We start from the raw sequence: 14,289 nt of genomic DNA on the forward strand, positions 1-14,289 counted from the left end.
AGGCTACGCCACACCGTGGTGGTCCCAGCCCATGCGCGCTCGCTTCCAATTAGGCGCGCAGTCACGCCCAACGTGATCGAAGCCAACTTATCCACAGTGCACATGCGGCAGCCCAAGCCCGTCTCTTTCTCCAGGAAAGAGACGGGCGCCGAAACCACTGCCGCAGCCCTTACCAGGCAACACATTGCCGCATTTGTCCCTGTGACAATCGGCATGACAAACCCAGATGTCACCCGCAGCAGCGATACAGATGATGGTGCCGCAGCCCACGGAATGGACTGCACCTGACTGACAGTCAGGCACGCCCCGGTCATCGCATCACTGCCTGCAACAGACTCAGGATCTCGCGGCGCTGGTCTCGTCAGCCAACGCAGCCTCCACCCGCCCACTTCAGTCGAAGTGCTCAGGAGGCCAGATCATGAGATGCCCAAGCTCCCGGTCGTAAAGAGCCGCCCGTCCCGCGTTAGTGGACAACCCTCACAGGCTGCAGGGGCCTTGATCCCTGATAACACTCAGCAAACATGGCGGGAAGAATGAGGGAAAATTTCGAAGCACCAGGAGAATGACGATGCAATTGTGCGAAGCGTTCGACCTGCCACAGCCGCTGCTGGAATACCGGCCCGAGCCGCTGGCGTATCCGATCGAAGCGTTGGGACAGATATTGGGGCCAGCCGTCGAACGCATGGCCGAGGTGATCGGCGTGCCCTGCGCCATGGCTGCGCAATCGGTGTTGGCCACTGCCGCCCTGGTGACCCAGTCGCACGCCAATGTGCATCTCGATGGCCGTGTTTATCCGTTGTCCCTCTACATGCTGACGGTGGCATCGTCGGGTGATCGGAAAAGCGCAGTGGATCATCTGGCGCTGGCGGCTGCGCGTGAGTGGGAGCGGCGGCAGTGGATGCTGTATTTGGAGCAACTGAAAGCCAATCGCGCCGCCATTCGAGGAAAGCACGAAGCTCGTGAGTTATCCGAACCCGTCCCACCCAGGTTGATCATCGCCGAACCCACGATTGAAGCCCTGATCAAAAACCTATGCCAGGGCTTGCCCAGCATGGGGTTATTCAACGATGAGGGCGGCCAGTTTCTGGGCAGCAGCACCATGAGTAAAGAGAACCAACTCAAGGCCATCACCACCCTGTCAGCGCTCTGGGATGGCAGCCCCATCGACCGGGCGCGCTCCATGCCTGGCGAAAGCCTGCGAGCTTATGATCGCCGTCTCAGTCTGCATCTGATGCTGCAACCTTACCTGGCCAACCAGCTACTCACAGATCGAATGATCAACGGCCAAGGCATTCTTGGCCGCTGTCTGATCAGTTGGCCCGAACGCCTGGTGGGGCGGCGCTTGTACAAGGCCGTCGACCTGATGCGAGATGCCAGGATCCAGCGCTATAAAGCGCGCATTACCGCTCTGTTGAATAAGCCGATGTCGCTGCACAAGGATGGTTCACTTAACCCTGCCAGGCTGGAACTGACACCCAGCGCTCGCACTGCCTGGATCGATATTCACGACACCATCGAATGCCAATCTGGTGAGTTTGGCGAGCTGGCCGGCATTCAATCTATCGCGGGGAAAGCAGCCGCCAACGTACTGCGTATCGCCGGGGTATTGGCGGTGATTGAAGACGCGCATGCAGTGGACGAACCCCATATCCAGCGCGCCTCGACGCTGATGGATTACTACCTCGCCGAGATCCAGCGCCTGACGGAGCAAGAGCCCGTCAACACGTTACGCGAGGAATCGGATCGACTGCTGCGCTGGTTGACGCAAAAAGGCTGGACCCAATTTACCGTCCGCGACCTCAACCGCAATGGCCCCCGTTTTGCCCGCAAAAGCAGCCATCACACCATTACGCTGCTGGTCGAATTGATCTCACATAGCTGGCTGGACTCTCATGACGGAAAGACCTTCAAGGTGCGCCATGTTCCGCCTCAATGACGCGGTGCGCCGTTATCAGGCGCAGCACCAGACAGGACCTGCGTTGCGGTGTGTCGCCACGCCTGTCGCCGCGCTGTCGCCATACGCTAGGCCAGCAACAACGCGAGTTGTCGCCAGTGTCGCCGCTGTCGCCACGCCCGCCTTAGGTTCCGGCGACATCAACCTGTTGATCCAACAACTGCGTGAAGACGGGGCACTGCTGCAGCACCAGAAAAATGCCCTGCTGATTCGCCCCACACATTGGCAACAGATGGAAAAGATCAGCCCCCACTGGAAAGCCCTGCTGCTCTTTCTGCAAACAAACGAAAACGGTGATGACGATGGCTCTGGTCGGTCGGCGTGATGGTCGCAACTTTGGCTACGGCCGCCAACTGAGCTACGCCGGCCCAAAGGCGCTCAAGGATCTGTTTGCCAACGGCCACTTCGCCACGGTCAAAGCACATAGCGATCGCTGGCAAGCGTTCGTGCGTTGGTGTCGGTCAGAGGACGGACCCAGTTACAACGATGCGCGTCAAATCGATCGACAGACGCTGCAAGACTACGCCGCGTACCTGCGCCAGCAGATCCAGCAAGGTGAACTCGCCATCGCGACCGCGCAGAACCGCCTGAGCAGCGTCAACCGCACCCTCGCTGCGCTGCGCGGTGATCAAGACGTGAGGATCGCCAGCCCGAGCCAGGCGTTGGGACAGCAGCGCTCGAGCGTACGCACCCGCGCGCCGGATGGCCAAGACCACCAACAGATTCGGCGAGTACTGGAGACGCTTGGCGAACAGCAACACGAGCGGGTGGCCGCGATTGTTCTGTTGGCCCGAACAACCGGCATGCGCCTGCGCGAAGCGATCCTGGCTGACCTGCCACGCTTGCAACGTGAAGCCGAACGACTCGGTCGCATCAACATTCAGGACGGCACCAAAGGCGGTCGTTCAGGGGCTTTAGCACCACGATGGATCGCTACTAACGAGGAGGTGAAGGCAGCGCTGCAGTTGGCTCGTCAGGCGTCGCTGACCGGCAGCCGCAACTTGCTGGCCCGAGACGAAAGCTACGCCGCGTTCTTGCAACGGACCGTGCTCCCCGCCCGCGAAACGCTGCATGAACACGGGCTGAAGGGTTTTCATGAACTGCGCGCGGCCTACGCCTGCGAGCGTTACGAACAGCTCACGGGCCACGCCGCACCGGTGAATGGTGGCCATTGCTATCGCATTGATCGCGACCTTGATCAACAGGCGCGCCAACAAATCAGCCTTGAGCTCGGGCATAACCGGATCGATGTCGTTTCGGCCTATATTGGAGGTCGAGCGTGACCAAACCCTTCGATATGGCGCTGTTCCTGAGCGGCGTACTGACTGGATCGAAGGTCACGAAGCAACGTCACCTACGGCAAGCTCGAGTCATGCAAGCGGCCATTCAAGAGCGCTGGCAACGTGATAATCCTTGGACTTGGCAACTCAAGCATGTGCGCTGGTTTCTCACCCAGTATCTGAAAGACCATTCCGACGCCACCCGGTATTACTACCTACTCACGGTTTCATTGGTCTGGAAGCGATTAGGGAAGGACCAAGACTTGCTGATCGCCACTGCCGTGTGTCGCAACACCGCTTATTGGCGGGATGACGTGAGGGAGAGATTGGTATTTCTCTGACCCCCTGCAACCGAGACTGCTCAGTGCCGAGCGTGGATTGGGATACAATCCCCGGCATTTATTACCATCAGGATCGGCCTCCGCTCCCTGAGTGCCCACTAGAGATTCCGCAATGCCCCTCACGCTGCAACAACTGGAACGTCATCTGTTCAAGGCTGCCGATATTCTGCGCGGAAAGATGGATGCCTCGGAGTTTAAGGAATACATTTTTGGCATGCTGTTCCTCAAGCGCTGCTCCGACGTATTCGAGGAGCGCTATGAGCAGGTCGTTGCCGATGAAATAAACGCCGGCAAGAGCAAGGCCGAGGCCTTTGTCACGGCGGAAAATCCGCGCTGGTACAAGCGCGATGGCAATTTTTGGGTGCCCAGCCATTCACGCTTCCACTATTTGCTCAACGAAGCGCACATCAATGTCGGCAACTTGCTTAACAAGGCGCTGAGCGGCATTGAGGAAAATAACGTATCCCTGGAGGGGGTGCTGGAGCACATTGACTTCACTCGCAAGGTCGGCCAGAGCAAGATTCCCGATCAGAAGCTGCGCCAACTCATCACCCACTTCGGTGAAGTGCGCCTGCGTAACAGCGATTTCGAATTCCCCGACCTGCTCGGTGCAGCCTACGAGTACCTGATCGCGGAATTCGCTGACTCAGCCGGCAAGAAAGGTGGCGAGTTCTATACTCCGCGCTCGGTAGTGCGGCTAATGGTGCACTTGCTCAAGCCGACTCTGGCACACGATGTGTACGACCCCTGCTGCGGCTCCGGCGGCATGTTGATTGCTGCCAAGGAATATATCGACGAGCACGGCGAGGACGGCCGAAAGGCCAACCTGTTTGGCCAGGAATTCAACGGCACCGTCTGGTCCATCGCGCAGATGAATATGCTGTTGCACGGCATTAGCAACGCTTGGCTGGAGAACGAAGATACCCTGGCTGACCCTCGGCATATCGAGGGCGGCGAACTACGTCGCTTCGACCGCATACTCACCAATCCGCCATTCTCCATCAACTGGGGCCATACCGAGAAAAGCCCGGATGGCAGCCTGGCCTGGAACCCGACATTCCGCGAACAACGCTTCTGCTTCGGCGAGGTGCCGCTGGGATCGAAAAAGGCCGACCTGATGTTCCTGCAGCACATGCTCGCCGTGACCCGCGACGAGGGCATGATTGCCACCGTACTGCCTCATGGTGTGCTTTTCCGGAGCGGTGAGGAACGCAGCATCCGCGCTAGCATTATCGAGAACGACCTGCTCGAAGCCGTGATCGGCCTGCCGGCCAACCTGTTCTATGGCACCGGTATTCCCGCCTGCATCCTTATCCTGCGCCAACAAAAGCAGGAAGGCGCCAACCGTGTCAGCGCCAAGCCTGCCGAGCGCCAGGGCAAGGTGCTGTTTATCAACGCCGACCGCGAGTACTTCGAGGGCCGTGCACAGAACTACCTGCTGCCCGAGCACATCGAAAAGATCACTACCGCCTTCGACGAATTTCGCCGGATCGACGGTCTCAGCGACGTGGTTAATATCACAGCACTGCGCGACAACGACTACAACCTCAATATCCGCCGCTATGTGGATAACGCACCGCTGCCCGAGTCGCATGATGTGCGTGCTCACCTGCTGGGCGGAGTGCCCAAGGCCGAAGTCGAAGCGAAAGCTCAGCTTTTTGCCGCCCACGGCCTCGACCCACAAGACCTCTTCGTGGCGCGCGACGCACAGTATTTCGATTTTCACAACAAGCTGACCCGCCGCACCGACCTCAAGCCGGCCATTGAAAGCAATGCACGCCTGCAGGGCAAGGAAGCCGCCCTCCGTAAGGCATTCGAGCGCTGGTGGCACGAACACAGCCCGCGTATCACCGCATTGGCAGGGAAGCAGGAGAACAGCGCCGCGCTGGTTGAATTGCGCGGCGAACTGCTGGCCAGCTTTAGCCAGACGCTGGAAGGCGTCGGCCTGCTCGACCCTTTCCAAGTCCGGGGCATCGTCGCGGGCTTCTGGTACCAGAGCAAATATGACTTTCTCGGCCTGATGGCGCGCGGCAGCCTAGGCGTGATCGATGCTTGGCGCACCAGCATCAGCACCGCCCTTGAAGACAAGGCTAGTAAGCAAAGCCCACTGGAGCACAAGTTGGTGAAGTTTCTGCTCGGTGATTTCGTTGCCGAGTTGGCCGAACTGGAAGCAAAAAAGACCGAACTAGACAGCAAGCTCAAGGCCGTCGCCCCAACCATGGAGGAGGGTTCGGACGAGGCTGACAGCGAGTCGGATGCCGATGACGAGGGAAATCCCACCGACGAAGCCCAGATCAAACTCTGGAAGGCCGACCTAACAAAGGTAAAGAAGCAGCTCAAAACCCAACACGTAAACTTCGCCAGGCAACTGGATCAAGCCGTTGAAGTGTTGAGCGAGCCACAGGCCGCCGAACTGCTGCTAACCATCCTGCATGACGATATGCAGGCCATCGTCGAGCGCTACATCACCTCACAGCGCAAGCAAATCGTCGCCGCCTTCGAGAACTGGTGGGACAAGTACTGGGTGACGCTAAACGAGATCGAGCACAAGCGCGATATGGCGGCAGGGGCGTTACAGGTGTTCTTGAAGGAGTTGGGGTATGTCTGAGCTCGGTAAGGCTCCATTACTCAAAGAAAAGATTGAGGTCTTATCTGGCTTTGCCTTTCCGTCTAGCGGCTTCAATCAGCTTGTTGGTTTGCCGCTGATTCGGATTCGTGACCTTGGTGGCAGCTCCACTGAGGTTCGATTCCGAGGCATGTATGACCCTGCATATCGCGTATCCAAAGGCGACCTGTTGGTGGGCATGGATGGCGATTTTGAGGTGCATCGATGGGCAGGTGAAGATGCACTGCTCAACCAGCGTGTATGCAAAATATCATCGACTAGCAAAGAAATTCATCAAAGCTTTTTGTATTGGTACCTGAAGCCAAAAATCGCGGAAATCCATCGTAGAACCCCGCAAACGACAGTCCGGCATCTGTCGACGAAGGATATCTATGCGATAGAGGAGCCGCCTTTTGACTTTCCCACTCAGGAGCGTATTGCCCAAATCCTCAATACCCTCGACACCGCAATCCGCGAAACCGAGGCGCTGATCGACAAGCTCAAGGCCGTTACACAGGGCCTACTGCAGGACCTACTAACCCGTGGCATCGACTCCAACGGCCAACTGCGCCCGCCACAGAGCCAAGCTCCAGAGCTCTACAAGGAATCGCCGTTGGGATGGATTCCTAGAGAGTGGAACTGGGACATACTTGGGCGCTGGCTGATTGGAAAGCCCAAGAACGGTTACTCCCCAAAGGAGGCAGGAGAGTGGACAGGAATTCAGATGCTCGGATTGGGTTGCCTCACTAAGGAAGGATTTTTACCCACCCAGCTCAAACCTGCGCCTGCTGCAGATAAAGGGTTAGATAGGGCGCGGTTGAACGAGGGAGACCTTCTCGTCAGCCGAGCCAACACAAGGCAATTGGTTGGTCTCGTGGGGGTATATCGCGATGTGGGTACGCCTTGCACTTATCCGGACTTGATGATGCGACTGCTGCCTTCCGAGGAGACCACTGCCGAGTTCCTAGAGTTGGTCTTGCAGTCAAGCAAAGTGCGTCGACAAGTCCAAGCAGCCGCATCTGGGACGTCTGAGAGCATGGTAAAAATCAGCTCTTCTATCGTGACGAGCTTGAAAGTCGCAATTCCGAAAACTAACGAGCAGAAAGTTATCCTCTGTCGCACAAAGACACTTAATGCTCAACTGCAAAGCGAGCTGCAGGGACTAGAGGTACTACGGGCGGTCAAAGTAGGTCTTATGGACGACCTGCTATCCGGCCGCGTCCGTGTCACCCCGCTACTGGAATCTATGCAGCAAGCTGCTGCACAAACGGAAGCCTGATATGCCACAGCGCCTGCCACCTCGCGAATCCCTCACCGTCGAGTTCAAAAGCGATCGCAGCAAGCTTCCCGACCGCGAGCTAATTGAGGCACTTGTCTGCCTGGCCAATGCAGAGGGCGGCGAGCTATGGCTGGGCGTCGAGGACGACGGCACGCCTACCGGCCTGCATGCCGAGCACCGCCTGCTAGAGGGATTGTCTGGCATGGTCGCAGCGCGCACCTCGCCTTCGCTGAACGTACAGGCCGAGGCGATCGACCTGGATGGCGTGACCGTAGCGCACATCCATGTGCCCAAAGCCCAGAGCGAAGTGGCCACCACCAGCGGCGTCTATCTACGCCGCCGCTTGAAGCACGACGGCACGCCCGAATGCATAGCCATGCTGCCCCATGAGCGCAGCAGCCGCGCAAGCAGCTTTGGCCTGCTCGATGTCTCCGCCCAGCCGGTGGCCGGTGCCACCTTGGCCGACCTCGACCCATTGGAGCGTGAGCGCCTGCGCCAGGCGGTGCAGCAATACGGCGGCGACCGCGTGCTGCTGGAACTGGACGACGAAGCCCTGGACGGCGCACTGCTGCTCACTGCGCGCCAGCCGGACGGTATACGCGTGCCGACCCTTACCGGCCTGCTACTGATCGGCCGGGAAACCTCCCTGCGCCAACTGGTGCCCACCCACGAGTTCGCTTTCCAGGTGCTGGCCCAGCAGGCAGTGCGCTTCAATGAGTTTCGCCGCTTCCCATTGCTCAAGGCACTGGACTGGCTGGAAACCAACTTCCGTCCCTACAACCCCGAGGAAGAACTGCAGGTCGGCCTGTTCCGCGTGCCGGTGCCCAAGGTGGACCTCGGCGCCTTCCGAGAAGCCGTGGCCAATGCCCTGGTCCACCGTGACTACCACGGCCGGGGCGCGGTGCATGTGCGTCTTGAAGACGATGCCCTGGTGGTCAGCAACCCCGGTGGCTTAGTCGATGGCGTGACCCTGGCCAACCTGCTGGTGACCGAACCGCGCCCGCGCAACCCGGCCCTGGCCGACGCCATGAAGCGCGTCGGCGTAGTCGAACGCTCCGGCCGAGGCGTGGACAAGATTTTCCGCGGCATGCTCAAATTCGGCCGGCCGGCCCCGGACTACAGTTACACCACCGCGCAGAGCGTGGTGCTGCGCTTACCCACCGCAGAGGCCGACCTTGACTTCCGCCGCCTAGTAGTCGAGCACGAGCGCGCCACCAACGCCGAGCTGCCCATCGACAGCCTGATCGCCCTGGCCGCCCTGCGTGAGACCAAGCGCGTCACGGCCGACGAACTGGCCGTACAGATCCAGCGCGACACCGCCAGTGCCAAACGCACCCTGGAAGCCCTGACCGAAGCCGGCTTGGTCGAGGCCCACGGTTCTACCCGAGGGCGCAGCTACACTCTGTCAGCCAGTCTGTACCAGGCCGTGGGCGACAAGGCCGGTTATACCCGCCAGGCAGGCTTCACACCCATTCAACATGAGCAGATGGTGTTGAACTACGTGCAGCAGCATGGGCAGATTCAGCGCGCTGAAGTAATGGATCTTTGTCGGCTCTCGCCTGATCAAGCGGCAAAACTGCTCAAGCGCATGAAAGACAAGGGCACACTGATACAGCAAGGTGAACGACGCTGGTCGGTCTATAAGCTCGGCTAAAAATTCTATGAGCCGCTATGAGCCGCTATGAGCCTGTATGAGCCCATACACGCCTGAACTGGATTAAAGGAGTAACCGTGGGCTGGGAATTGGATGACGTCGAAAAACCCTTTGTGGCTCAGTTACAGGGGCTGAACTGGAAGCATATCGAGGGCAGCCTCGACGACCCGGCCATCACTGGTCGCAGCAGTTTCAGTGAAGTGATTCAGCGAGCTGCACTGGCCGAACGCTTGCTTGCCATCAACCTGCGCGACGGTCAGCCCTGGCTGGATGAGCAGCGCATTGCCGAAGCACTGGCGGCCATTACCCGCGTGGGCGCCGGCAAGCTGATGGAAGCCAACCAGACAGTCACTGAGCTGCTGCTCAAAGGCATCACGGTCGATGGCCTTCAGGGCTGGGAAGGCGGACGTGGTCAGACCATCCAGTACATCGATTGGGCCAACCCGGCCAATAACCACTTCCGCGTGATCAACCAGTTCCGAGTGGATTGCCCACCGGGGTACAACAGCGGCAAGAAATTTATCGTCCCGGATCTGGTGTTGCTGGTGAACGGCATCCCACTGGTGGTGGTGGAATGCAAGAGCCCATCCATCCCAGAACCGCTGGCCGAAGCTGTCGATCAATTGCGCCGCTACAGCAACCAGCGCAAGGCGGCCTTCGAAGTCGAGGACAACGAGGGCAACGAAACACTGTTCGCTAGCGTGCAGCTGTTGGTCGCCAGTAGCTACGACGAAGCACGGGTGGGCTGCATTGGGGCCGGCTTCGGGCATTTCTCCCAATGGAAAACCGTGGTCGGCCCGGAGGGTAGCGGCAGCGAGCAGTCAGTAGCCGAGCAGTTGGGCAAAGCCAAACTGTCCGAGCAGGAGCGCCTGGTGGCAGGCATGCTGACGCCGGCCCACCTGCTCGATCTGATCCGGCATTTCATGCTGTTCATGCCGGTTGGCGGGCAGACCATCAAGACGGTCTGCCGCTACCAGCAGTACCGCGCGGTGAACCGCACGGTGATCCGCATGAAACGCGGGCAGACACGCCTTGAGCACGGCGAGAGCGACCAGCGCGGCGGCATCGTTTGGCACACTCAAGGCTCAGGCAAGAGCCTGACCATGGTATTTCTGGTGCGCAAGATGCGCACGGATACACAACTGCGCCGCTTCAAAATCATCGTGGTCACTGACCGTAAAGACCTGCAAAACCAGCTTTCCGCCACCGCCACGCTGAGCGGTGAACTGCCGGAGGTGGCCTCCAATATCGAGGGTGTTAAAGCCTTGGCACGTCGCCAGGGCCCCGGCTTGGTATTCGCCACCATCCAGAAGTATCGCAATCCCGAACAGGAAGAAGATGGGGAGGCGTCGATCCCTACGCAAGCTACTGCACCCCTCAAAGCCGCAGAAAAGCGCGCGCCCTACCTGGTAAGCAAACCATTCGAGGTGCTCAACCACGACGAGAGCATTCTGGTATTGATCGATGAGGCGCACCGCACCCAGGCCGGCGATCTGCAGGCAAACCTGCTGGCGGGCCTACCCAACTGCGTGCGCATCGGCTTTACCGGTACACCGATCATCATGGGCGATAAGAAACGCACCCACGAAATTTTCGGCGCGTTCATCGACAAATACACCATCAAGGAAGCCGAGGCAGATGGCGCTACAGTGCCGGTGCTTTACGAAGGACGCACTGCCCAGGGCGCATTAAAAGATGGAGCGAGCCTGGATGAACTGTTCGAGGATTTGTTCCGCGAGCACAGTCAGGACGAGCTGGAGCTGATCAAGAAAAAATACGCCACCAAAGGCCATATCTTTGATGCCCCCGCGCTGATTGCAGATAAGGCGCGCGACATCCTCAGACATTACGTCACCAATATCCTGCCCAATGGCTACAAGGCGCAGGTGGTAGCCTATAGCCGGATTGCGGCAATCCGCTATTTCCACGCACTGCAGGCCGCCCGCGATCAGTTGTTGGCCGAGGCCGAAGCGTTGCCAGCAGCCGACAAGGACCTCGACGATGAAGCACTGTGCCAGCGTCCACCCAAGCTGCAGGCGCGCGTGCAGGCGTGGCGCTATCGCGACAGGCTACGCAGCCTGGAATTCGCACCGATTATTTCCGGCTCAAATAACGATCCGGCCGAGTGGAAAACCTGGACGGATGGCAGCAAGCACGAGCTGCTGATCCAGCGTTTCAAGAAGCCCCTGAATCATGAGCAGCCAGGCAAGACCGACCCGTTGGCTTTCCTGATCGTTAAGTCTATGTTGCTCACCGGCTTTGACGCCCCCATCGAAGGGGTCATGTACCTTGACCGGCCAATCAAGGAAGCCGAGCTGCTGCAAGCCATTGCGCGGGTCAACCGTACTGGTTTCGGCAAGCGCTGCGGTATCGTGGTCGATTACTACGGGGTCGCCAACCACCTGCGCGAAGCGCTGGCAGCCTATGCCGACGAGGATATCGAAGGTGCGCTGAGCAGCATCAAGGACGAGGTGCCGGTGCTGCGCGATCGTCATCTTCGTGTAGTGGATGTGCTGCGTCGCCAGGGCATCGAGTCGCTGGAAGATGCCGAAACCTGCATTGCCGCACTGGAGTCGGAAAAGGTGCGCGCCGAATTTGCGGTAAAACTCAAAGCGTTCCTCAACTCATTGGACACTGTGCTGCCACGCCCCGAGGGCCTGCCCTTCGTCAAGGATGCCAAGCGCCTGGCCTATATCCACGCGCGGGCACGTGGGCGCTACAAGGACCTGCCGCAATTGGGCAAGGATGTCGGTGCCAAGGTGCGCAAACTGATCGACGATCATGTTATCTCACTGGGCATCGACCCGAAGATTCCGCCGATCCAGCTCACCGATGCAGACTTCGAGAAACAGTTGTCGCGAAGCGTCAACGACCGCGCCAAGGCATCAGAGATGGAGCACGCCATTCGCTCGCATGTGCGCAAGCATACTGATGAAGATCCGGTGCTCTATCGCAAGCTGTCCGAACGCCTGAACGAGTTGCTCAAGTCGCTGGGCGAGCAGTGGGATCAATTGGTTGAGCAGATGCAAAAGATCATAAACGAGCTGCGCAGCGGTCAAATGAGCGATGACTACAGCCCTCTGGATTTGCCCGAACACTATGCCCCCTTCCTTCGCACCCTCCTGGATGTGCTGTGTGCCGACGCCACTCCACAGCCCGCCGATCTGCTGCGTTTGAAGGATGTCACAGTGGAACTGGTCGATCTGTTCGTGGGCGAACTCCAGAGCCACCGCGATATCTGGAGCCCGCGCAAGCGAGCGGCACAGGAGGAGCTGGCCGGACAGCTATTTGATTACTTGATGAGACTGCGTCCACCCTTGGTGGATAGCGATACGGCGGGGGTGCTGTCTGACCGTTTGATGGATCAGGCCAGAGCCAGCCATGAACGGTTGATGCAGCTGTGAGCAACGAAACGCTCACCATCAATGACCTACAATTCACACTGCGCCGCAGCGCGCGGCGTAAGACGCTAGAGATCACTGTCGAGCGTGACGGCGCCCTTATCCTGTCCGCTCCGCCAGAGGTGAAGGAGCAAGCGCTGCGTCAATTCGTAGCGGAAAAAAGCTTCTGGATTTATTCGCGTCTTGCCGAAAAGGAGCGCCTGCAGCGCTCAATCCCTATCAAGCAATACGTCGACGGAGAGGGATTTCTGTACTTGGGGCGAAGTTATCGCCTCAAACTGGTCGATGAGCAGGATGGGCCGCTAAAACTTTCTGCTGGTCGCTTCCGCCTGCTGCGTAGCGAACTGCCACGAGCCCGCGAACATTTCATCCGTTGGTATAGCGAACATGCCCGCAGCTGGCTGGCCTTACGAGTCGAGAACCACCAAGCGCGAATGGACCTGACCCCCAGCGGTGTGCGTGTGCAGGATCTGGGCTATCGCTGGGGCTCCTGTGGCAAGGGCGCACAGCTCTATTTTCATTGGAAAACAATCCTGCTGCCCAAGCCCATTGCGGAGTATGTGGTTGTGCATGAGATGGTGCACCTGCAAGAGCCACATCACACCCCAGAATTTTGGCTCCGCCTTGAACGCGTCATGCCTGACTACGCACAGCGCAAGACATGGCTGGCAGAACATGGAATTGATGTTGAAGGCCTCTGAGTACCATGGCTGACTATTTCACCAGCACCCGCGGCATAGGTACTGGTCAGAACCAACCAACTTGACTCTGAGGATGGCTTACAAGCACCAGGATTCCAGCGATCGGATAAATTTCTGCATTTAACCTTCGAGCCAGACATTAGGATCACCACGCGCCTAGAACTCTTTGAACAACCATACCCTGCAGAAAATCAATAAAATAATTCACGGCTGCCCTGGCGTCGCCCCACCAGAGTTGTCTCTACTAATCATAGGCTTTATGTAACCTTTAAATACCTCAGCTGCGGCACCCAGTACACTTTCTATCTTCTTATAATGACCCGGACGCAATTTACTTTCCTTGTCCAAATAGTTCAAAACGAGCAGAACCTGTTCACGATCTAGCATTGCAAGCGTTTGCTCAGCTACGCCGTACAGAAGGACCAACGCACCATTCTTTAGCGTTTCCGGACGCTCAAGCGCACCGAGCACCCGGCCAAAGCCCGCAGTCATGTCGCCGCCCTGATCATCACGAAGCCAATCCAGCAGCGATGAATGATTTAACTTATCTGGCTTTTTGTTTGGTAGCTTACTCGGCACTGCCCGTTTCGTCCTACCCAAAATTAACTCAGGCCACCGCTCAACATCCGAGCGATCATCATAATCAGGAAGAGATATAGTATTATATGAATATGCAATGGGAACGCCAAGTTTCTCATAAGCAAGGCAGCTTTTGAATTGCTCGCCATCAAACTGGTCAAAAACCCCGCTTTTACAATTAAGCTCTTTAATTTCCAAAAGCAGTATTTTAGCGTTTTCCAACATAGCGACTAGATCACCACAATACAGCCGCATTCCGTCGCCTTGCTGGACAGCATATGGGGGGAAGGTTTTGAGCGAAGTCCGACTATCTCTGCAGTAGGCTTCCAATGCACCGGTAATTGCAGCTTGAATTACGTTTTCCTGCCTAGTTTTCTTCATACAACCCACGCCATAGATTAGTAGCATAAATTTATCACCACTAAAGGATCATTAGAAGCAATATCTGACTATCTACTTGACGCTGCCCCAGCAGGCAATGCAGGCTCTACGCAG

Annotated in this window: 10 protein-coding genes; 9 read left to right on the forward strand and 1 reads right to left on the reverse strand. The window is 58.0% G+C overall.

Annotated elements, in window-relative coordinates:
• Window positions 1-568: 568 nt before the first annotated feature.
• The 9 genes from HKK53_RS16400 (at window position 569) to HKK53_RS16440 (ending at window position 13,215) form a co-directional block, all read left to right on the forward strand.
• Window positions 569-1,936 (forward strand): YfjI family protein, encoded by a 1,368-nt coding sequence (locus HKK53_RS16400; protein ID WP_169371677.1) that lies wholly within the window; start codon window positions 569-571, stop codon window positions 1,934-1,936.
• Window positions 1,920-2,279 carry a hypothetical protein gene (locus tag HKK53_RS16405; RefSeq protein ID WP_169371679.1) on the forward strand — a complete coding sequence of 120 codons (360 nt, stop codon included), beginning with the start codon at window positions 1,920-1,922 and terminating at the stop codon, window positions 2,277-2,279. Before HKK53_RS16400 ends, HKK53_RS16405 begins: the two co-directional genes overlap by 17 nt.
• A complete protein-coding gene (locus HKK53_RS16410) occupies window positions 2,257-3,237 on the forward strand; it encodes an integrase domain-containing protein (RefSeq protein ID WP_169374254.1) in 981 nt (326 codons plus the stop codon). Before HKK53_RS16405 ends, HKK53_RS16410 begins: the two co-directional genes overlap by 23 nt.
• Window positions 3,234-3,575, forward strand: a complete 342-nt coding sequence (locus HKK53_RS16415) for a hypothetical protein (protein WP_169371680.1) — start codon at window positions 3,234-3,236, stop codon at window positions 3,573-3,575. The genes HKK53_RS16410 and HKK53_RS16415 overlap by 4 nt, the downstream gene beginning before the upstream one ends.
• 112 nt (window positions 3,576-3,687) lie before the next feature.
• Window positions 3,688-6,183, forward strand: coding sequence for a type I restriction-modification system subunit M (locus tag HKK53_RS16420; RefSeq protein WP_169371681.1), 2,496 nt, complete (start codon window positions 3,688-3,690; stop codon window positions 6,181-6,183).
• A complete protein-coding gene (locus HKK53_RS16425) occupies window positions 6,176-7,459 on the forward strand; it encodes a restriction endonuclease subunit S (protein ID WP_169371682.1) in 1,284 nt (427 codons plus the stop codon). Before HKK53_RS16420 ends, HKK53_RS16425 begins: the two co-directional genes overlap by 8 nt.
• 1 nt (window position 7,460) lies before the next feature.
• A complete protein-coding gene (locus tag HKK53_RS16430; RefSeq protein WP_169371684.1) occupies window positions 7,461-9,113 on the forward strand; it encodes an ATP-binding protein in 1,653 nt (550 codons plus the stop codon).
• Window positions 9,114-9,190: 77 nt separating this feature from the next.
• Window positions 9,191-12,517 carry a type I restriction endonuclease subunit R gene (locus HKK53_RS16435; protein WP_169371685.1) on the forward strand — a complete coding sequence of 1,109 codons (3,327 nt, stop codon included), beginning with the start codon at window positions 9,191-9,193 and terminating at the stop codon, window positions 12,515-12,517.
• Window positions 12,514-13,215 carry a M48 family metallopeptidase gene (locus tag HKK53_RS16440; protein WP_149657669.1) on the forward strand — a complete coding sequence of 234 codons (702 nt, stop codon included), beginning with the start codon at window positions 12,514-12,516 and terminating at the stop codon, window positions 13,213-13,215. The genes HKK53_RS16435 and HKK53_RS16440 overlap by 4 nt, the downstream gene beginning before the upstream one ends.
• 204 nt (window positions 13,216-13,419) lie before the next feature.
• Here the strand turns inward: HKK53_RS16440 and HKK53_RS16445 are convergent, their stop codons facing one another.
• On the reverse strand, window positions 13,420-14,175 hold the full coding sequence (locus tag HKK53_RS16445) for a hypothetical protein (RefSeq protein ID WP_169371686.1): 756 nt from the start codon (window positions 14,173-14,175) through the stop codon (window positions 13,420-13,422).
• Window positions 14,176-14,289: the final 114 nt, after the last annotated feature.

The organism is Pseudomonas sp. ADAK7 (genome assembly GCF_012935675.1).
Lineage (GTDB): Bacteria > Pseudomonadota > Gammaproteobacteria > Pseudomonadales > Pseudomonadaceae > Aquipseudomonas.

Bases quoted from the DNA above. Each gene is read 5' to 3' on its own strand.
- HKK53_RS16420 (WP_169371681.1), top strand. From the start codon at position 3,688: ATGCCCCTCACGCTGCAACAACTGGAACGTCATCTGTTCAAGGCTGCC.
- HKK53_RS16400 (WP_169371677.1), top strand. From the start codon at position 569: ATGCAATTGTGCGAAGCGTTCGACCTGCCACAGCCGCTGCTGGAATAC.
- HKK53_RS16445 (WP_169371686.1), bottom strand. From the start codon at position 14,175: ATGAAGAAAACTAGGCAGGAAAACGTAATTCAAGCTGCAATTACCGGT.
- HKK53_RS16425 (WP_169371682.1), top strand. From the start codon at position 6,176: ATGTCTGAGCTCGGTAAGGCTCCATTACTCAAAGAAAAGATTGAGGTC.
- HKK53_RS16410 (WP_169374254.1), top strand. From the start codon at position 2,257: ATGGCTCTGGTCGGTCGGCGTGATGGTCGCAACTTTGGCTACGGCCGC.
- HKK53_RS16430 (WP_169371684.1), top strand. From the start codon at position 7,461: ATGCCACAGCGCCTGCCACCTCGCGAATCCCTCACCGTCGAGTTCAAA.
- HKK53_RS16405 (WP_169371679.1), top strand. From the start codon at position 1,920: ATGTTCCGCCTCAATGACGCGGTGCGCCGTTATCAGGCGCAGCACCAG.